We start from the raw sequence: 19,529 nt of genomic DNA on the forward strand, positions 1-19,529 counted from the left end.
TTCAAGAAACTGCGTGGCATGTTTTCCAGCGATCTTTCCATCGACCTGGGCACTGCCAACACCCTTATTTACGTGCGTGAGCGCGGTATCGTCCTGAATGAGCCATCAGTTGTGGCTATTCGGACGCACGGTAACCAGAAAAGTGTCGTTGCCGTCGGCACCGAGGCCAAGCGCATGCTCGGCCGTACACCGGGCAACATTGCAGCCATTCGTCCGATGAAGGATGGCGTGATTGCCGACTTCAGTGTCTGCGAAAAGATGTTGCAGTACTTCATCAATAAAGTGCACGAAAACAGCTTTCTGCAGCCAAGCCCTCGGGTTTTGATTTGCGTACCGTGCAAATCGACTCAGGTCGAGCGTCGCGCCATTCGTGAATCGGCACTCGGTGCCGGTGCCCGCGAAGTGTTCCTGATCGAAGAACCCATGGCTGCGGCCATCGGTGCAGGCCTGCCGGTTGAAGAAGCGCGCGGTTCGATGGTGGTCGATATCGGTGGTGGCACCACTGAAATCGCTCTGATCTCCCTGAACGGCGTGGTTTACGCTGAGTCCGTGCGGGTCGGCGGCGATCGTTTCGACGAAGCGATCATCACCTATGTGCGTCGTAACTACGGCAGCCTGATCGGTGAATCCACCGCTGAGCGCATCAAGCAGGAAATCGGCACCGCCTACCCAGGTGGTGAGGTGCGTGAAGTCGACGTACGTGGCCGTAACCTGGCTGAAGGTGTTCCACGTGCTTTCACCCTGAACTCCAATGAAGTGCTTGAGGCTCTGCAAGAGTCGCTGGCAACCATCGTTCAGGCCGTGAAAAGCGCACTGGAGCAGTCTCCACCTGAGCTGGCTTCGGACATCGCCGAGCGCGGTCTGGTACTGACAGGGGGGGGCGCCTTGCTGCGTGACCTCGACAAGTTGCTGTCCCAGGAAACTGGCCTGCCGGTGATTGTTGCCGAAGACCCGCTGACGTGCGTTGCTCGTGGTGGTGGCCGTGCGCTGGAAATGATGGATAAACACACGATGGACCTGCTTTCCAGCGAATAAGATCGTTGGTGCAGTCCTATGGTTATCACCAGAAGGTAGCACTTTGCAGTGCTGCCTTTTGGCGTTTATCTTCTGTCAATCTTCATCCAGGCCGCTTTGACGCCGTATGAATACATTGAACACTTGCCCCGGAGGAGCGGCCTATTAAACCGCTCTTCTCCAAAGGCCCCTCATTGGGCGTGCGCTTTCTAGTGCTGGTCGTGCTATCGGTCGCGCTGATGGTGGTTGATGCCCGCTTTACGTTGCTCAAGCCAGTGCGCAGTCAAATGTCGCTGGTGCTGATGCAGACTTATTGGATTACCGATTTGCCGCAACGCCTGTTTCAGGGGGTTGCCAGCCAATTCGGCAGTCGCACTGAGCTGGTGGCTGAGAACGAGAAACTCAAAACTGAAAACCTTCTGCTTCAAGGCCGTATGCAAAAGCTGGCCGCCTTGACCGAGCAGAACGTTCGCCTGCGCGAGTTGCTGAACTCCTCTGCCTTGGTCAACGAAAAGGTAGAAGTGGCCGAGTTGATCGGTATGGACCCCAATCCCTTTACCCACCGCATCATCATCAACAAGGGTGAGCGCGACGGTGTTGTGCTGGGGCAGCCGGTACTCGATGCCCGCGGGTTGATGGGGCAGGTGGTTGAGCTGATGCCGTACACCTCGCGTGTACTGTTGCTCACCGACACCACCCACAGCATCCCGGTGCAGGTGAACCGCAACGGTCTGCGCGCGATTGCCAGTGGCACGGGTAACCCCGAGCGCCTCGAACTGCGTCACGTGGCCGATACAGCCGACATCAAAGAAGGCGACCTGCTGGTCAGCTCTGGTTTGGGCCAGCGATTCCCGGCCGGTTACCCGGTAGCGACCGTTAAAGAAGTCATTCATGACTCTGGCCAGCCATTTGCCATCGTGCGCGCCGTTCCGACCGCCGCCTTGAACCGCAGCCGCTATCTGTTGCTGGTGTTCAGTGACAGTCGAACCCCGGAAGAGCGCGCCAATGACGCGGCTCAAGCCCAAGAGGCTGAGCAAAAGGGCGAAGCGCCACCGATTGTGCCTGCAACCGTGCCTAAACCAGTCACGCCAGTGCCTGCACCGGCAACTCCGGCTGCCGCCCCGGCGGCGGTGCCTGCCCCGGCTGCGGTTGATCACAAGGTGGTGAAAAAACCAGGTTCTGGCGCAGCCAAGCCGCCAGCCACTGCGCCGGCCACTACTCGGGAGGGGCAATAATGGCGGGTAATCATTCGCACAATGGCTGGATTGTCTGGCTGACATTTGCCATTGGCCTGTTGCTCAGCGTTTCTCCATTGCCGCAGTTCATGGAAGTCCTGCGTCCGTTGTGGCTGGCCTTGTTGCTGGCGTTCTGGGCGTTGGCCTTGCCGCACAAGGTAGGCATGGTCACCGCGTGGTGCCTGGGCCTGACAGAAGACGTGTTATATGGCACTTTGCTTGGTCAGAACGCCTTGATTTTGGCCCTCATCACCTTTTTGGTGTTGTCGCTTCAGCAGCGTTTGCGTACGTTCCCGATGTGGCAGCAAAGCTTGGTCATTCTGGTGATTTTTGGTTTGGCTCAATTGGCGCAGCTATGGCTCAGCGCCTTGACCGGTAATCGTCAGCCAACTCTGGCGCTGGTATTGCCTGCGTTGGTCAGTGCCTTGCTTTGGCCGTGGGTCAGTTACGGGCTGCGTGGGTTGCGCCGACGCTTCAAAATCAATTAATGCAATCGCGAGCCATTTCCTGGTTTGTGCACCTCGACAGGGAGATGTCTTGATGACTCCGCTTTTTCTGGCCTCTGGCTCACCGCGCCGACGCGAGTTACTGACTCAAATCGGCGTGCCGTTCAGTGTGGTCAGTGCCTCGATTGACGAAACCCCTCTCCCTGACGAATCCCCTGTGGCCTATGTTGAGCGCCTGGCGCAAGAAAAGGCCCGGGCCGGGCGTGAGCACCTGCTGACAACGAACCCTGACACCGCATTTTGCGTCTTGGGCGCCGACACGGCCGTGGTGCTGGACGAACAGATTCTCGGCAAGCCGGTCGACGAGGCAGATGCCTTGGCTATGCTCATGGCGTTATCTGGCCGGGAGCACGAAGTATGGACGGCCATTGCCATTATTGAGGCCGAGCGCTGCGAAACCCGAGTGGTGCGCAGCCGGGTCAGTTTTAGAAGCATCAGTCAGCAAGAAGCCGCCCTCTATTGGGCCAGCGGAGAACCGCAGGATAAAGCCGGTGGATACGCCATTCAGGGTTTGGCCGCGGTGTTTGTCGCCGGCCTCAATGGCAGCTATTCCGGCGTTGTGGGGTTGCCCGTCTGCGAAACTGCAGAGCTGCTCGGGCAATTTGGCATACCTTGCTGGCAAAACCTTACCGTGCGCTGAACACCGCGCCCTACGTGACTTGGCACTAATGTGATGACGCCTGAACGAGACCCAGCCATGAGTGAAGAGATCCTGATCAACATCACGCCGATGGAATCGCGCGTGGCGGTGGTAGAGAACGGTGTTCTGCAAGAGGTGCATGTCGAGCGTACCCAGCGCCGTGGCATTGTTGGCAACATTTACAAAGGCAAGGTGGTCAGGGTTTTGCCCGGCATGCAGGCCGCTTTTATCGATATTGGGCTGGACCGTGCAGCCTTTATTCACGCCTCCGAGATTTCCCTGCGTGAAGGTCAGGCCGTTGAGAGCATCAGTGCACTGGTGCACGAAGGTCAGAGTCTGGTGGTGCAAGTCACCAAAGACCCGATTGCCTCAAAGGGCGCGCGCCTGACGACCCAACTGTCGATTCCTTCGCGTTATCTGGTGTACATGCCGCGTACGGCGCATGTCGGCATTTCGCTGAAAATCGAAGACGAGGCCGAACGTGAGCGCCTGAAACAGGTGGTCAGTGACTGCGTGGCGCAAGAAGGCATCAAGGAAGCGGGCGGGTTTATCCTGCGCACGGCAGCCGAAGGGGCCGGGGCGGATGAGATCCTCATGGACATTCGCTACTTGCGCCGCCTGTGGGATCAGATCGGTTTGCAGATCAAAACCGCTGGCGCCCCGAGTGTGATCTACGAAGATTTGGGCCTCGCGCTGCGCACCTTGCGGGATCTGGTCAGCCCCAAGATTGAAAAAATTCGTATCGATTCACGCGAAACCTTCCAGAAGACCACTCAGTTTGTGGCTGAACTGATGCCGGAAATTGCAGACCGTCTCGAGCATTACCCGGGTGAGCGGCCTATTTTCGACCTGTACGGCGTGGAAGGTGAAATCCAGAAAGCGCTGGACCGCAAGGTTCCGCTCAAGTCGGGCGGCTATCTGGTGGTCGATCCGGCAGAAGCCATGACCACCATCGACGTCAATACTGGCGCGTTTGTCGGCCATCGCAACCTTGAAGAAACCATCTTCAAGACCAACCTCGAAGCAGCCACCGCCATTGCCCGGCAACTGCGCCTGCGCAATCTGGGCGGCATCATCATCATCGACTTCATCGACATGGAAGATGAAGAGCACCAGCGTCAGGTGCTTCGCACCCTCGAAAAACAGCTCGAACGCGATCATGCCAAGACCAACATCATCGGGATAACCGAGTTGGGTCTGGTGCAGATGACCCGCAAACGTACCCGTGAAAGCCTGGAGCAAGTGCTGTGCGAACCCTGCGTGTGCTGCCAGGGCCGTGGCAAATTGAAAACCCCTGAAACCATTTGCTACGAAATCTTCCGTGAAATTCTCCGAGAGGCCCGCGCCTATCAAGCCGTTGGCTATCGTGTATTAGCCAGCCAGAGAGTTGTTGATCGTTTGCTGGACGAAGAATCAGGCAACGTTGCAGAACTGGAAGGGTTTATTGGCCGTACGATTCGTTTTCAGGTCGAAACCATGTACTCGCAGGAACAATACGACGTGGTACTGCTCTGAAGTATCTGAAGTCATGCCTGTATGACCGGGGGCTGGATGTATCAGCCCCTCTGACCATCACTATAGGGGCCACCTGACATGGAGCGTCTACCGCGCTTTTTTGCCGCGCTGACCCGCTGGGGATTCGGTCTAGTTGCCTTGGTTCTGGTACTCATGGCGCTGTACGTCAGCCTGGGCCGCGAGCTGACGCCACTGATTGCTGAATACCGCGTAGAAATCCAGACCAAAGCCCGTGATGCCTTGGGCATGCCGTTGACCATCGGCAGCCTCGAAGGCCGATGGAAAGGCATGGCCCCAGTGCTGCTGGCGCATGACGTGATGGTTGGCGAGGGCAACAGTGCCCTGCGTCTGGATGAAGTGCAGGTGGTGCCTGATGTCTGGGCCAGCCTGCTGAATCGCGATATTCGTCTTGCCCATGTGCAACTGGATGGCCTGAACCTGAGCGTGCATCAGGGCCAGGACGGTCACTGGGCGCTTGAAGGCTTGCCCGTACAGGACGACCAGCCGCTTGACCCCGAACAACTGCTGAATCAATTGCAGCGGGTGGCGCGGGTTTCCGTGCTCGACAGTCAAGTCACCCTCGAACCTTACAAACAAGCGCCATTGACCCTGACTTATGTCGGGCTGACGCTGGACGTCGGCGCGTCGGATCAGCGCCTCGATGCACGTTTGACCTTGCCCGATGGGCAGCCTGTTGCGGTCAGCCTCAAGACCCAGGTACAAGCCAGCCGCTGGCGTGATGGCGCGGCCCAGGCTTATGTCAGCCTGCCGCAAAGTGATTGGGCGAAATGGCTGCCCGCCAGTCTGATTCAGCCCTGGAAAGTGTCTGAATTCAAAGCCGGTGGTGAATTTTGGTTCAACTGGGGCAAGGGCACCGTACAAAGCGCGGTTGCGCGCTTGAATGCGCCTAAGTTCAAGGGGGCCTTCGCAGATCGCAACCCCGAGGCGATTGAAAACCTGGCGCTGCATGCCTGGGTGCAGCGCGGCCAGCAGGGTTTCACTGTAGTGCTTGATTCATTGGCGATGAGCCTCGGCGATAAACGTTGGGAAACCCGGATGCAGTTGCAGCAGTTCGCCGCAACGGACGCCGAGCAGGAACGCTGGCACTTGCAGGCCGATCATCTGGACCTCACGCCGATCACGCCTTTGATGGACTCCCTGGCGCCGGTGCCGGAAGCGGTGGCCAAGGTTATTGATCAACTGAGTGTCACCGGCACGTTGCGCAATGTACTGGCTGACTATCGCCCCAATGCCACAGACGATCAAAAAATCAGCTTTGCCGCTAATTTGCAACAAGTCGGTTTCAATGCCACCCACGGTGCACCGGCTGCACGCAACGTCAGTGGTTTGATCAGCGGCGACTTGGGCAAGGGCGAACTGCGACTGGATAGCAAAGACTTTTCACTGCACCTGGACCCGATCTTCGCCAAGCCCTGGCAGTATCAGCAAGCCAACGCCTTGCTCAAATGGACGCTGGACCAGAACCGCTTCACCCTGATCGCGCCCTACATCAAAGTGCTGGGCGAAGAGGGCAAGATTGCCGCCGACTTCTTGATCCGTATCCATATGGATCATTCCGAAGAAGACTACATGGATCTGCGTGTCGGCCTGACCGATGGCGATGGCCGATTCACCCCCAAATACCTGCCCGAAGTGTTGAGCCCGGCGCTTACCCAATGGCTGAGCACTGCGATTATCAAGGGGGCTGTTGAAGAAGGCTTTTTTCAGTATCAGGGCTCGCTCAACCACGATGCCGTCGCCGCGGCGCGCAATATCAGCCTGTTCTTCAAGGTTCACGGCGCCGAACTGGCCTTTCAACCGGGTTGGCCGCATGTGCGCAATGTGTCCGGTGACGTATTTATCGAAGACAGCGGCGTTCGGATCATGGCCAGCAAAGGCCAGTTGCTCGATACCCAGGTGCGCAATGTCGCCGTCAATATTCCCCATGTCCTGAGCGGAAAAGTCAGCCATCTGTTTTTGGATGGGGATTTCGACGGCAGGCTGGGTGATGGTCTGAAAATTTTGCAGGAAGCGCCGATTGGGACCGAGTCGACGTTCGCCGGGTGGCAAGGCGAAGGTTCGCTAAAAGGTCGGGTTGACCTCGACATCCCGCTGGAGAAAAGCGTGGAGCCGAAAATCGTGGTGGACTTCGCCACGGACAAAGCCCGCTTGAAAATCAGCGAGCCCGAGCTGGAGTTGACGCAACTCAAGGGTGATTTTCGCTTTGACAGCGCCAAAGGGTTGAGCGGCAAAGGTATCAGCGCGCGGGCCTTCGATCAGCCGATCACGGCGCAGATTTTTGCTGACGGCAAGCCGGGCAAGATCAGTACCCGACTGGTGGCGAGCGGTCAGGTCGGGGTTAAAAAGCTGACTGACTGGCTCAAGTTCAACCAGCCGATTCCGGTGTCTGGCAATCTGCCTTATCAGTTGCAGCTCACACTGGACGGCGCAGACAGTCAGATGCGTGTCAGTTCCAACCTCAAGGGGGCGGTCATCGACTTGCCCGCACCGTTTGGCCTTGCCGCCAATGAGAGCCGCAACACCGTGTTCCGCATGACGTTGCAAGGGGCTGAGCGCCGTTACTGGTTTGATTACGGTGATCTGGCCAACCTGACCTTTGCTGCACCCAGCGGCAAGTTTGACGAGGGGCGTGGTGAGTTGTTTCTGGGCGATGGCGACCCTGTGCTGCCGACGACCAAAGGTTTGCGTATTCGCGGCGTGCTGTCTGAGCTGGATGTTGCCCCGTGGCAGGCGCTGGTCGAGCGCTATGCCGGCAAAGACCCGGGTGGCAGCGCCAAGCAACTGCTTAGCAGTGCTGATTTCAAGGTGGGCAAGCTCATCGCTTTTGGCACTCAGCTCGACCAGGTGCAACTGCAGATGAGGCGCAGTGCGGCATCTTGGGGGCTACAGATCGACAGCAAACAGGCCACAGGCTCCGTTACGCTGCCCGATGCGAAGAATGCGCCGATAAGAGTGACGATGCAGACCATTCGCCTGCCGGCGCCTGATCCCAAAACAGTCACGGATGTGAACGCTCCGGACCCTCTGGCCTCGGTCGATCCGCGTAAAATCCCGGCGCTGGACATCATCATTCGTCAGCTTTATCAGGGGGCTGATTTGTTGGGTGCCTGGTCGTTGAACATACGGCCGACCAGCCGCGGGATCAATCTCAATAACCTGAGCCTGGGCCTCAAGGGCTTATTGCTGGAAGGCTCGGGCGGTTGGGAAGGCAGCGCGGGTAACAGCAACAGTTGGTACAAAGGCCGTCTGGGCGGTGGCAATCTGGCTAATGTGCTAAAGGGCTGGGGCTTTGCGCCAAGCGTGACCAGTGAGAACTTCCATGTGGACGTCGACGGCAAATGGCCGGGCTCACCGGCCTGGATCGGCCTCAATCGGTTCTCCGGCACACTGGATGCAACGCTGAATAAAGGTCAGTTTGTCGAGGTAGATGGCAGCACCCAAGTCGTGCGTATTTTTGGTCTGCTGAACTTCAACGCCATCGGCCGGCGCCTGCGTCTGGACTTCTCGGATCTATTTGGCAAAGGCTTGAGCTACGACCGGGTCAAGGGATTCCTGAGTGCCAGCAAGGGTGTATACCGCACCACCACGCCGATCCTTATGACGGGGCCGTCGACTAACCTTGAACTCAAGGGCACGTTGAACATGGTCACCGACCAAGTTGACGCCAAGCTGCTGGTGACGCTACCGGTGACCAACAACCTGCCTCTGGCGGCACTGCTGGTGGGTGGGCCGGCGGCCGGTGGGGCCATGTTCTTGCTCAACAAGCTGATCGGTGACCAGGTGTCGCGCTTTGCCAGCGTGCAATACAGCATTCAAGGCCCGTGGAACGAGCCCAAAATCACCTTCGACAAGCCTTTCGAGAAGAACTAGGAGTAGCATGACGCTGGCATCAACCTCTGTAGGGGGGGGCGAAGGGGGCGATCTTTGAAGATCAACAGATTGCAGCCTTCGCCAGCTCCTACGGGGCATCGGTCTAATGTCTATTGGGAGTTCGCATGTCGCTTGCAGTGATTCAAATGGTTAGCCAGAGCGATGTGCTGGCCAATCTGGCTCAGGCCCGGCGCCTGCTGGAAGAGGCCGCCGAACGAGGCGCGCAGCTCGCCGTGTTGCCTGAAAACTTTGCCGCCATGGGGCGACGTGATATTGCCGATATTGGTCGTGCTGAGGCAGTGGGTGAAGGCCCGATTCTGCCATGGTTGAAACAGACCGCTCGCGACCTCAGGTTATGGATAGTGGCGGGCACATTGGCGCTGCCGCCTGCTGGGCAACCGGACGCCAAGGTTAATGCCTGTTCATTGTTGATCAATGCTGACGGCGAGCAGGCCGCCCGATACGACAAGCTGCACCTGTTTGATGTGGATGTCTCTGACAGCCGTGGCCGTTACCGTGAATCCGATGACTATGCGCCAGGATCGCGCGTGGTGGTGGCCGACACGCCGGTTGGCAAGTTGGGCCTGAGCGTTTGCTATGACCTGCGCTTCCCTGAGTTGTACAGCGAGTTGCGGGCAGCCGGGGCTGAGTTGATTACCGCACCGTCGGCCTTTACTGCCGTTACCGGGGCTGCACACTGGGACATTCTGATTCGCGCTCGGGCCATTGAAACTCAGTGTTATGTGCTGGCGGCCGCGCAGGGTGGCGTTCATCCTGGCCCGCGCGAAACTTACGGGCATGCTGCGATTGTCGATCCGTGGGGCCGAGTTTTGGCACAGCAGGCGCAAGGGGAGGGTGTAGTGTTGGCCGAGCGAGACAGTGTCGAACAAGCGGCCATCAGGGCACGCATGCCGGTGGTTGATCATCGGCGATTTTTTTCGCAGGGTGCACAGAAGCACGTTTAAAACCCTTGTTTAGGTTAGATGCATTTTTTGTGGGAGCTGGCATGCCAGCGATCGCTTCACTGCGGTGAAACAATCAGATCGAGTGGTCTGCATCGCCAGCAAGCCGGCTCCCACAGTAATTTTCAGGCCCGTGGGTTCAGCACTCAAAGATGCTGAGGCAGGGGTCAAGACGGAGTGAATATGAGCGAGTTGTTGACCTCAGTCAGCGAACACCTGTTGGCACCGGGCGGTGTCACCATCGAAAGCCTGCAAAGCGTGTTGGGCGACCTGGCCGGACCTGGGATTGATGCGGCAGATTTGTATTTTCAGGGCCAGATTTCCGAATCCTGGGCACTGGAAGATGGCATCGTCAAAGAAGGCAGCTTTAACCTCGACCAAGGGGTTGGCGTACGCGCCCAGTCGGGCGAGAAAACCGGTTTTGCCTACAGCAACGCCATCACGCTGGACGCCTTGGGGCTGGCGGCGCGGGCTGCCCGTTCCATTTCTCGCGCCGGGCAAAACGGCACCGTGCAAGCTTTTACCACGCAAGACGTGGCTCAGTTGTATGCCCCGGACAACCCGCTGGAAGTCATCAGCCGTGCCGAGAAGGTCGAGCTGCTCAAACGCGTCGATGCGGCCACCCGTGCCCTTGATCCGCGTATTCAGCAAGTGACTGTGAGCATGGCCGGGGTTTGGGAGCGCATTCTGGTGGCCTCCACCGACGGCGGCCTGGCTGCTGATGTACGGCCGCTGGTACGTTTCAACGTGAGTGTGATCGTTGAGCAGAATGGCCGTCGCGAGCGCGGCGGTCATGGCGGCGGCGGGCGTACCGACTACCGCTACTTCCTGGCGGACGATCGTGCCATGGGGTATGCCCGTGAGGCGTTGCGCCAGGCGCTGGTCAACCTCGAAGCCGTACCGGCACCTGCGGGCACCATGCCGGTGGTCTTGGGTTCGGGCTGGTCCGGCGTATTGCTGCATGAAGCGGTCGGGCATGGTCTGGAAGGCGACTTCAACCGCAAGGGCAGCTCAGCCTACAGCGGTCGCATGGGCGAAATGGTTGCGTCCAAGCTATGCACTATTGTCGATGACGGTACGTTGGCCGGTCGTCGTGGCTCGTTGAGCGTCGATGACGAAGGCACCCCGACTGAATGCACCACGCTGATTGAAAACGGCGTGCTCAAAGGCTACATGCAAGACAAGCTCAACGCGCGCTTGATGGGCGTTGCGCGTACCGGTAATGGCCGTCGCGAATCGTACGCGCACCTGCCGATGCCACGCATGACCAACACCTACATGCTGGGCGGCGAAAGCGATCCAGCCGAAATCATCGCTTCGGTGAAGAAAGGCATCTATTGCGCGAATCTGGGCGGTGGTCAGGTCGACATTACCAGCGGCAAGTTTGTGTTCTCCACCAGCGAGGCTTACTTGATCGAAGACGGCAAAATCACCCGCCCAGTCAAAGGCGCGACCCTGATTGGCAATGGGCCGGAAGCGATGAGCAAAGTGTCGATGGTCGGTAACGATCTGTCGCTGGACAGTGGCGTAGGCACGTGTGGCAAGGATGGGCAGTCGGTGCCGGTCGGCGTTGGTCAGCCAACCTTGAAGATTGACGCGATTACAGTAGGCGGTACGGGCGGTTGATGGGGGAGTGGGTGGGTTGCAGGGCAACCCACCCGCGTACGAGATTTAACGCAGACCGCGTTGTGTCTCGTCCAACCCACGAATGTACTTGAACAATTTGCGGCTTGAAGCCGGTGCCTTGTTATGAGCCAGTTCGTGTTTGGCCTGACGTATGATCGAGCGCATTTGCTGGCGATCAGCCTCAGGAAACTCGGCAACAAACTTTTCCAGTACCGCGTCGTCGCCTTCGATCAGGCGATCACGCCAGCGTTCGAGGTTGTGGAAACGTTCGTTGTATTGGCGAGAAGAGGCATCGACTTGATCGATCAACGCAAGAATTTCGTCAAGCGGTTGATCGCGCATCAGTTTGCCGATGAACATCATATGGCGCTTGCGCGCAATGTGAGCCGTGTGTTTTGGAGCATCTGCCAGAGCCTTGCGCATTGCGTCAGTCAAAGGCATTTTGTTCAGCAAATCAGGCTTGAGAGTCGTGAGACGCTCGCCCAGATCAACCAGAGCATGCAGCTCTTTTTTGACCTGTGTTTTGCTTTTTTCGCCGTCGAAGGCGTCGTCGTAAGAATCAACCATGGTGGCAGTCCGCAAAGAAACGCCGCCATGATAACCAGTCGGGGGCCGCTTGTCCGGCCCGGTCGCTCGGCGGCCCTACCGAAAACAGAATTTGAGTGGAGAAAACCATGAGTGCAGTACAAAGCGTCGGCCCGCAGGCCTTGCCAGCACTGCAGCAGCAGGTCGAGCAAATCATCGCCGAAGCCAAGCGCCAGGGGGCCAGCGCCTGTGAAGTTGCCGTGTCGCTGGAGCAGGGCCTGTCGACCTCTGTACGTCAGCGCGAAGTTGAAACCGTTGAGTTCAATCGTGACCAGGGTTTTGGCATCACGCTGTATGTGGGTCAGCGCAAAGGCTCGGCCAGCACCTCGGCCACCGGCCCAGACGCGATTCGCGAAACGGTTGCCGCAGCCTTGGCGATTGCCAGGCACACTTCCGAAGACGAAAGCTCGGGCCTGGCCGATGCCAGCCTGATGGCGCGCGATCTCAAGGATTTTGATGTGTTCCACACGTGGGACATCACCCCGGAACAGGCCATCGAAAAAGCACTGGCGTGTGAAGCAGCCGCTTTTGACGCTGACAGCCGAATCAAAAACGCAGATGGCACCACGCTTAGCACGCATCAAGGTTGCCGCGTGTACGGCAACAGCAACGGCTTTATCGGCGGTTCGGCGTCGACCCGCCACAGCCTGAGCTGCGTGATGATCGCTGAAGGCGACGGCCAAATGCAACGTGACTACTGGTATGACGTTAATTGCCAGGGTGAATTGCTGATGGACGCGGCCAGCATTGGCCAGCGTGCGGCTGAGCGTGCGGCTCGTCGTCTGGGCTCACGCCCGGTGCCAACCTGCGAAGTTCCGGTGTTGTTTTCTGCGGAACTGGCGGGTGGGTTGTTCGGCGGCCTTTTGGGCGCGATTTCGGGTGGCAACCTGTACCGCAAATCGTCCTTCTTGCTGGATGCATTGGGGCAACAGATTTTCCCTGAGTGGCTGACACTGGATGAGCGTCCGCACCTGATGCGCGCCATGGGCAGTTCGTCATTCGACAACGATGGTCTGGCCACCTATGCCAAACCGTTCATCAAAGACGGCGAACTGGTGTCCTACATTCTCAGTACTTACTCGGGTCGCAAACTGGGCCTGCCCAGCACCGCCAACGCGGGCGGCGTGCACAACCTGTTCGTGACCCATGGCGATGAAGACCAGGCCGCATTGATCCGTCGCATGGGGCGAGGCTTGTTCGTGACCGAGTTGATGGGGAGCGGCCTGAATATGGTGACGGGCGATTACTCCCGGGGGGCGGCGGGTTTCTGGGTCGAAAATGGCGAGATCCAGTTCCCGGTTCAAGAAGTCACCATCGCGGGCAACATGCGCGACATGTTCAAACAGATCGTTGCCGTGGGTAATGACCTGGAACTGCGCAGCAACATTCGCACCGGCTCCGTGCTGATCGAACGCATGATGGTGGCGGGCAGCTAAGCCTCTTCAGCGCGACACCAAGGCGTATCCCTGTTGAGGGATACGCCTTTTTTGTGCGCGGTCCAATTGCCGCGGGGACTTTGGTCCTGCACCTGTTTTAGCGTGCACTGACACTGAAACGGTAGGAGCAAGCTCGCGCCTGCAAGATCTTTGCTCGCTAATGGGCAAAACGGGCTCTGCACCTTAAGTAGGCTTGTTTTGATAATCAATATCGCTTAATAATGAATCTCATTATCGAGCGAGCCTAGATCATGAGTTCAGCCTTGCATGAAGGCCCCTATCTGGAAAGCTGGCGCTGGATGAGCCGTCAGATCCGTTGTGGGCTTGCGCCAGACGAGCCTCGTCTGATTGAGCATTACCTTACCGAAGGCCGCTATCTTGCCGGTTGCACGGCGACCTCCTCGTGGAAGATTGCTGTCACCTCGTTCCGCCTGTTGCTGGATACGGCGTCCGATACGGCCTTGCCCTGGCAGTGGCGCACCCTGTGCCTGGACCATGCGTGGCGGCCGCTGCGCGACATGGAAAATCAAGCCCTGTGCAAGTGCCGCCTCAAGCGCTGGCAAAGCTGTGCCTGGCAATTGGCGACCTGCGAACTTGAACCATCAATTTCTTTAACAGAACTGCTGCAAGGATTTCCTGATGAGTAATACGCGTATCGAACGTGACAGCATGGGTGAATTGCACGTCCCTGAGGCGGCGCTGTATGGCGCACAAACTCAACGTGCAGTCGATAACTTCCCGATCAGTCATCAACGTATGCCTGCGCAATTCATTCGCGCACTGATTCTGGCCAAGGCTGCTGCCGCCAAGGCCAACGTTGAGCTCAAACAAATCAGCGAAGCGCAGGGCAGTGCCATCGTCGAGGCCACGCAGATCCTGCTGGCGGGCGATTTCATGGAGCACTTTCCGGTGGATATTTTCCAGACGGGTTCGGGCACCAGTTCCAACATGAACGCCAACGAAGTGATCGCCACCCTGGCGACGCGGGTGCTGGGTGAAGTGGTCAACCCTAACGATCACGTCAACTGCGGGCAAAGCAGTAACGACATCATTCCCACCACGATCCATGTCAGCGCCGCCTTGGGGCTGCATGAGGAACTGCTGCCAGCGCTTACGCATCTGGTGCAGGTGATCGAACACAAGGCCGAGCAGGTTCACGTCTACGTTAAAACAGGCCGTACGCACTTGATGGACGCCATGCCGGTACGCATGAGCCAAGTGCTCAATGGCTGGGCGCAGCAACTCAAAGCCAATATCGAACACCTGCACAACCTGCAACCGGCACTGCAATCTCTGGCCCAGGGCGGTACCGCTGTCGGTACGGGGATCAACGCGCACCCACAGTTCGCCGGGCTGTTCAATCAACAGCTCAGTGCGATGACCCATGTCAAATTCACACCCGGCAAAGATCTGTTTGCCTTGATCGGCTCGCAGGACACGGCGGTTTCTGTGTCGGGCCAACTTAAAGCGACGGCCGTGTCGTTGATGAAAATCGCCAATGACCTGCGCTGGATGAACTCCGGCCCGCTTGCAGGCCTGGGCGAAATTGAACTGCAAGCCTTGCAGCCGGGCTCTTCGATCATGCCGGGCAAAGTCAATCCGGTGATCCCGGAAGCCACGGCGATGGTGGCCGCTCAGGTGATCGGCAATGACACGGTGATCACCATCGCTGGCCAGTCGGGCAACTTTGAGTTGAACGTGATGCTGCCGGTCATTGCGCAAAACCTGCTAAGCAGCATTGAACTGCTGGCCAATTCCAGCCGCCTGCTGGCCGACAAGGCCATTGCCAGCTTTAAGGTCAACGAGGCCAAACTCAAGGAAGCACTGTCGCGTAATCCGATTCTGGTGACGGCCCTGAACCCGATCATCGGCTACCAGAAAGCCGCCGAGATCGCTAAGACCGCCTACCGACAGGGGCGTCCGGTGATTGATGTCGCCCTTGAATACACCGACTTGCCGCGCAGCCAGCTTGAGGTCTTGCTCGACCCCGAGAAACTGACCGCTGGCGGCGTTTAACTTACCGACCTAAACACTGCTTTGGAGGTTCACATGGAGCACTGGAAACGCACGATCGAAAGAGCCAATCGCTGTTTCGCTGAGGGCGAGCTGGTCGATGCCCGAGAACACTACTTGCAGGCGCTGGCGCTCGCGCAAGTGCTGTTCGAGCGCTGGAGTGATGCCGACGAAGCAGTGGCGGCCTGCGTCATTTCACACCACAACCTGGCGGATCTGCATTTGTGCCTTAACCAGCCGGAGGAGAGCGTTGAGTACCTCTATGCGATTCACCAGCGTTTGCTGCAAACCATACACAACACTCGCCTGACGCCCGCACTGCGGGAAGCGGCATTGCGTCAGAGCAGTAAAACCTATGTGGAGCTTTTGAACTTCATCAGCGAGCACGGCGAATACCCGCGCTCCAACCTGTTGCTCAAAAGCACCGTGGCTCAATCGAGCCGCGAGTTCTCAACGGTCAGCGGCCATCACTCAGGAGTACATTGATATGACTTACACCTTGCCTGCTTTGCCTTATGCCTACGACGCGCTTGAGCCGCATATTGATGCGCAGACCATGGAAATTCACTACACCAAGCACCATCAGACCTACATCAATAACCTCAATGCCGCAGTCGATGGTACCGAGTGGGCGCAATGGCCGGTCGATAAACTGGTCGCCAGCGTCCATCAGTTACCTGAGCAACTGCGTGCCGCTGTGATCAACCAGGGCGGCGGGCATGCCAACCATTCGCTGTTTTGGGAAGTCATGAGCCCCCAAGGGGGTGGTCAGCCTGAAGGTGCATTGGCCAAGGCGATTGATGAGCAACTGGGTGGCCTGGATACCTTCAAGGAAAACTTCACCAAGGCAGCTTTAACCCGTTTTGGCAGCGGTTGGGCCTGGCTCAGTGTGACGCCGGACAAACAGTTGGTGGTTCAAAGCAGTGGTAACCAGGACAGCCCGCTGATGAGCGGCAATACTCCGATTTTGGGGTTGGACGTGTGGGAGCACGCCTATTACCTGCGTTATCAGAATCGCCGCCCGGAATACATTAATGCATTTTATAACGTGATTAATTGGCCGGAAGTAGCAAAACGCTATCATTCTGCGATTGCCTAAGCCTACCCACAAGGATTCAGGCAGATTATGGGCTCGCAAATTTTAGCGGTCGGTGGCGTGCGAATGTTTCGCTATGCGCTGGGCACGCTCTTGCTATTGGCAGGCACCGCCCTGCTAGTGGCTAAGGGCCTGGTCTGGCTGGACCTTGAGCCGAGACTGTTGCGGGCATTGCAAGGCGGTGCGCTATGCGCGTTGGGTACCGCCTTGGGTGCTGTGCCGGTGTTGGTTATCCGAAAAATGCCAATAGCGCTCAGCGACAGCTTGCTGGGTTTTGGGGCAGGCGTCATGTTGGCAGCCACGGCGTTCTCGCTGATTGTGCCGGGTATTGCGGCGGCTCAACATCTCGGTCTGTCGCCCTGGGCTTCAAGCTGTCTGGTCAGTACGGGCATTCTGCTGGGGGCTTTGAGCCTGTTTCTGGTCGATCGAAAGGTCTCTGGAGTCGGGCCGGAAATCTTTGTCAGCCGCCCTGGCGAGCCGGTGATTGCGCCTCGTATTTGGCTGTTTGTGTTCGCCATTGTGGCGCACAACATCCCGGAAGGGATGGCGGTCGGGGTTTCGGCGGGTGGTGGCATGCCAGACGCCGATAGCCTGGCGATGGGCATTGCATTGCAGGATGTGCCCGAAGGACTGGTGATTGCTTTGGTGCTGGCGGGTGCTGGCATGTCGCGGGTCAAGGCGTTCTTGATTGGCGCCGCATCGGGCTTGGTCGAACCAGTATTTGCGTTGCTCTGTGCCTGGCTGGTCAATTTGGCAGAAGTGCTATTGCCGTTGGGGCTGGCTTTGGCGGCAGGGGCGATGTTGCTGGTGGTGACACAAGAAGTCATTCCCGAGTCGCGGCGCAATGGCCACGAAAAGCTGGCTAGCCTGGGGTTGTGTCTCGGCTTCTGCTTGATGATGGTGATGGACACTGCATTGGGCTGAGCTGATCCCTTTAGTCGCTGGCGCAGGCTGTGATCGGACGCTAAGCGCTCGTGATCTTCGGAGCAGTGAAGGTGCTTCGGCCCTTATCGCAGCCTGCGGCAGCGACTACAGAGTTTGTTGGCTTACTCACCCTCATCGAAGTAGTTGTTGATGAGCTTGACCAGTGCATCCAGTGCTTCCTGCTCTTGCTCACCCTCGGTCTTCAAATGAATTTTAGTGCCCTTGCCAGCGGCGAGCATCATCATGGCCATGATGCTCTTGCCGTCGACCATTGACTCGGGTGTACGGCCTGCCCTTATCTGACAAGGAAATTGGCCTGCGATACCGACGAACTTTGCAGATGCCCGGGCGTGCAAACCCAGTTTGTTGATGATTTCGATTTCCAGAGCAGGCATCGCGGGGGTGATCCTTTCAAGTAAGGTCGCGGTGGCGAACCTGGACGTTCTTCAGAGTTTCTTGCAGGCATTTGCCGAGGCGTTCGGTCAGGTACACCGAACGGTGATGGCCGCCCGTGCACCCAATGCCGATGGTGACGTACGCGCGGTTGCTGGCAGCAAAGCGGGGTAGCCATTTAAGCAGGTAGCTGGAGATGTCCTGAAACATCTCTTCGACATCTGGCTGTGCGGCCAGATAGTCGGCGACCGGTTGATCCAGCCCGGATTGCTCACGCAACTCAGGCTTCCAATATGGATTGGGTAGGCAGCGCACATCAAACACCAGGTCGGCGTCCACCGGCATGCCGCGCTTGAAGCCAAACGACTCAACCAGAAAGGCAGTGCCAGGCTCAGGCTTGTTCAGCAGGCGCAATTTAATGGTGTCGCGCAACTGATACAGGTTCAGGTTGGTGGTGTTGATGGTCAGGTCGGCCAGGTCGGCAATCGATCCGAGCAACTGTGTTTCGTCGCGTATGGCTTCGGCCAATGATCGACTGGCACTGCTCAATGGGTGACGCCGACGGGTTTCCGAGAAGCGCTTGAGCAGGGTTTCTTCGTCTGCATCCAGATACAGGACATCGCACTGGATGTGGCGATTGCGCACTTCTTCAAGCAATTGCGGAAAGCGTGACAAATGACTGGGCAGGTTACGTGCATCGATCGAGACAGCCACCAGCGGTTGCGCCAATTCGGTATGAATCAGCGCGCGTTCTGCCAGTTCTGGCAGCAATCCGGCAGGCAGGTTATCGATGCAGTAAAAACCGTTGTCTTCGAGGACGGCCAGGGCAGTGCTTTTACCGGAGCCGGAGCGTCCGCTGACAATGACTAAGCGCATGATTAATGACCGTTCTGTACGTCCAGAACAACCTGATACAACGCTTGGTTGCTAGATGCTTCGCGCAGTCTTTCGCGCACTTCTTTACGATCGAGCATGCTGGCAATCTGCCGGAGCAGTTCCAGGTGTGCGTCGGTTGCCGCTTCTGGCACCAGCAAAACGAAGAGCAGGTCGACCGGCGCGCCATCGATGGCGTCGAAATCTATGGGAGCATCCAGGTGCAGCAAGGCGCTAACGGGCGACTTGCAACCCTTGAGGCGGCAATGAGGGATGGCGATGCCGTTACCAAAACCGGTGGAACCCAGTTTTTCACGGGCGATCAGGGCTTCAAAAACATCTTGCTGTTCCAGATCAGGTACTTCGCGGCTGATCAGGTTGGCAATTTGCTCGAGCGCTTTCTTTTTACTGCCGCCCGGCGCGTTCACCAGGGAACGGCCGGGGGTCAGGATATTTTCAAGTTGAATCATGGGTAGGGAGTATTAACGACCCGTAGCGCCCTGAAGCAGGCTTTGGGTCTTTTCCTTATGCTTTTTCAGTTGGCGATCAAGCTTCTCGTAGAGGTTGTCGATGGCGGTGTACATGTTTTCATGAACAGCATTACCGACAACCTCTCCACCGTGAATATTGAGAGTAGCCTCGATTTTCTGCTGAAGTTTTTCAACAGAAAGAATCACCTGCACGTTGGTGATTTTGTCGAAGTGGCGCTCCAGTCGTGCGAATTTGTCATTGATCGAGTCGCGCAGCGCTTGGGTGACTTCCAGATGTTGTCCACTGATGTTGACTTGCATACAGTTTCTCCTTCTGTTGCCATTGCATA

At 57.7% G+C, this 19,529-nt stretch carries 19 protein-coding genes; 14 read left to right on the forward strand and 5 right to left on the reverse strand.

The window, feature by feature from the left end:
* The 8 genes from mreB to tldD form a co-directional block, all read left to right on the forward strand.
* Positions 1 to 1,035, forward strand: a 1,035-nt coding sequence (mreB, locus tag ACIQYF_RS08825; protein ID WP_402859630.1) for a rod shape-determining protein MreB, incomplete at its 5' end; no start/stop codon positions are given.
* Positions 1,036 to 1,226: 191 nt separating this feature from the next.
* Entirely contained in the window at positions 1,227 to 2,249 is a 1,023-nt protein-coding gene (gene mreC / locus ACIQYF_RS08830) for a rod shape-determining protein MreC (RefSeq protein ID WP_402860129.1), read from the forward strand.
* Positions 2,249 to 2,737, forward strand: a complete 489-nt coding sequence (gene mreD, locus ACIQYF_RS08835; protein ID WP_402859633.1) for a rod shape-determining protein MreD — start codon at positions 2,249 to 2,251, stop codon at positions 2,735 to 2,737. The genes mreC and mreD overlap by 1 nt, the downstream gene beginning before the upstream one ends.
* Before the next feature lie 52 nt (positions 2,738 to 2,789).
* Positions 2,790 to 3,395, forward strand: coding sequence for a Maf family protein (locus ACIQYF_RS08840; RefSeq protein ID WP_402859636.1), 606 nt, complete (start codon positions 2,790 to 2,792; stop codon positions 3,393 to 3,395).
* Between the two features lie 57 nt (positions 3,396 to 3,452).
* The gene (gene rng, locus ACIQYF_RS08845; RefSeq protein WP_402859639.1) at positions 3,453 to 4,910 is read left to right on the forward strand and encodes a ribonuclease G; all 1,458 of its coding nucleotides are present in this window, start codon (positions 3,453 to 3,455) and stop codon (positions 4,908 to 4,910) included.
* Positions 4,911 to 4,988: 78 nt separating this feature from the next.
* Complete coding sequence (locus ACIQYF_RS08850) at positions 4,989 to 8,801, forward strand: YhdP family protein (RefSeq protein WP_402859642.1); 3,813 nt, start codon at positions 4,989 to 4,991, stop codon at positions 8,799 to 8,801.
* Between the two features lie 125 nt (positions 8,802 to 8,926).
* Positions 8,927 to 9,766 carry a carbon-nitrogen hydrolase family protein gene (locus ACIQYF_RS08855; RefSeq protein ID WP_402859645.1) on the forward strand — a complete coding sequence of 280 codons (840 nt, stop codon included), beginning with the start codon at positions 8,927 to 8,929 and terminating at the stop codon, positions 9,764 to 9,766.
* A gap of 180 nt (positions 9,767 to 9,946) precedes the next feature.
* A complete protein-coding gene (gene tldD, locus ACIQYF_RS08860) occupies positions 9,947 to 11,389 on the forward strand; it encodes a metalloprotease TldD (protein ID WP_402859648.1) in 1,443 nt (480 codons plus the stop codon).
* Positions 11,390 to 11,434: 45 nt separating this feature from the next.
* Here tldD and yjgA read toward each other — a convergent pair whose 3' ends face one another.
* Entirely contained in the window at positions 11,435 to 11,956 is a 522-nt protein-coding gene (gene yjgA, locus ACIQYF_RS08865; protein WP_019408849.1) for a ribosome biogenesis factor YjgA, read from the reverse strand.
* A gap of 107 nt (positions 11,957 to 12,063) precedes the next feature.
* Here yjgA and pmbA point away from each other — a divergent pair, with 107 nt between their 5' ends.
* From pmbA to ACIQYF_RS08895, 6 genes are all read left to right on the forward strand, one after another.
* A complete protein-coding gene (gene pmbA, locus ACIQYF_RS08870; RefSeq protein ID WP_402859652.1) occupies positions 12,064 to 13,410 on the forward strand; it encodes a metalloprotease PmbA in 1,347 nt (448 codons plus the stop codon).
* Between the two features lie 251 nt (positions 13,411 to 13,661).
* Entirely contained in the window at positions 13,662 to 14,057 is a 396-nt protein-coding gene (locus ACIQYF_RS08875) for a FagA protein (protein ID WP_402859655.1), read from the forward strand.
* Positions 14,050 to 15,426 carry a class II fumarate hydratase gene (locus ACIQYF_RS08880; RefSeq protein WP_402859658.1) on the forward strand — a complete coding sequence of 459 codons (1,377 nt, stop codon included), beginning with the start codon at positions 14,050 to 14,052 and terminating at the stop codon, positions 15,424 to 15,426. Before ACIQYF_RS08875 ends, ACIQYF_RS08880 begins: the two co-directional genes overlap by 8 nt.
* Positions 15,427 to 15,459: 33 nt before the next feature.
* Positions 15,460 to 15,909, forward strand: a complete 450-nt coding sequence (locus ACIQYF_RS08885; RefSeq protein WP_402859661.1) for a hypothetical protein — start codon at positions 15,460 to 15,462, stop codon at positions 15,907 to 15,909.
* A gap of 1 nt (position 15,910) precedes the next feature.
* Complete coding sequence (locus ACIQYF_RS08890) at positions 15,911 to 16,522, forward strand: superoxide dismutase (RefSeq protein WP_402859664.1); 612 nt, start codon at positions 15,911 to 15,913, stop codon at positions 16,520 to 16,522.
* 27 nt (positions 16,523 to 16,549) lie between these two features.
* Complete coding sequence (locus tag ACIQYF_RS08895) at positions 16,550 to 17,443, forward strand: ZIP family metal transporter (RefSeq protein WP_402859667.1); 894 nt, start codon at positions 16,550 to 16,552, stop codon at positions 17,441 to 17,443.
* Between the two features lie 122 nt (positions 17,444 to 17,565).
* Here ACIQYF_RS08895 and ACIQYF_RS08900 read toward each other — a convergent pair whose 3' ends face one another.
* The 4 genes from ACIQYF_RS08900 to hpf are packed head-to-tail and all read right to left on the reverse strand — an operon-like array spanning position 17,566 to position 19,500.
* A complete protein-coding gene (locus tag ACIQYF_RS08900) occupies positions 17,566 to 17,838 on the reverse strand; it encodes an HPr family phosphocarrier protein (protein ID WP_073509554.1) in 273 nt (90 codons plus the stop codon).
* Between the two features lie 16 nt (positions 17,839 to 17,854).
* Complete coding sequence (rapZ, locus tag ACIQYF_RS08905; RefSeq protein WP_402859672.1) at positions 17,855 to 18,712, reverse strand: RNase adapter RapZ; 858 nt, start codon at positions 18,710 to 18,712, stop codon at positions 17,855 to 17,857.
* 2 nt (positions 18,713 to 18,714) lie between these two features.
* A complete protein-coding gene (gene ptsN, locus ACIQYF_RS08910) occupies positions 18,715 to 19,179 on the reverse strand; it encodes a PTS IIA-like nitrogen regulatory protein PtsN (RefSeq protein ID WP_402859675.1) in 465 nt (154 codons plus the stop codon).
* Between the two features lie 12 nt (positions 19,180 to 19,191).
* Positions 19,192 to 19,500, reverse strand: coding sequence for a ribosome hibernation-promoting factor, HPF/YfiA family (hpf, locus tag ACIQYF_RS08915; protein ID WP_402859678.1), 309 nt, complete (start codon positions 19,498 to 19,500; stop codon positions 19,192 to 19,194).
* Positions 19,501 to 19,529 lie beyond the last annotated feature (29 nt).

Origin of the sequence: Pseudomonas sp. NPDC096917 (genome assembly GCF_044762555.1) — a bacterium.
In the GTDB taxonomy this organism is placed as follows: domain Bacteria; phylum Pseudomonadota; class Gammaproteobacteria; order Pseudomonadales; family Pseudomonadaceae; genus Aquipseudomonas.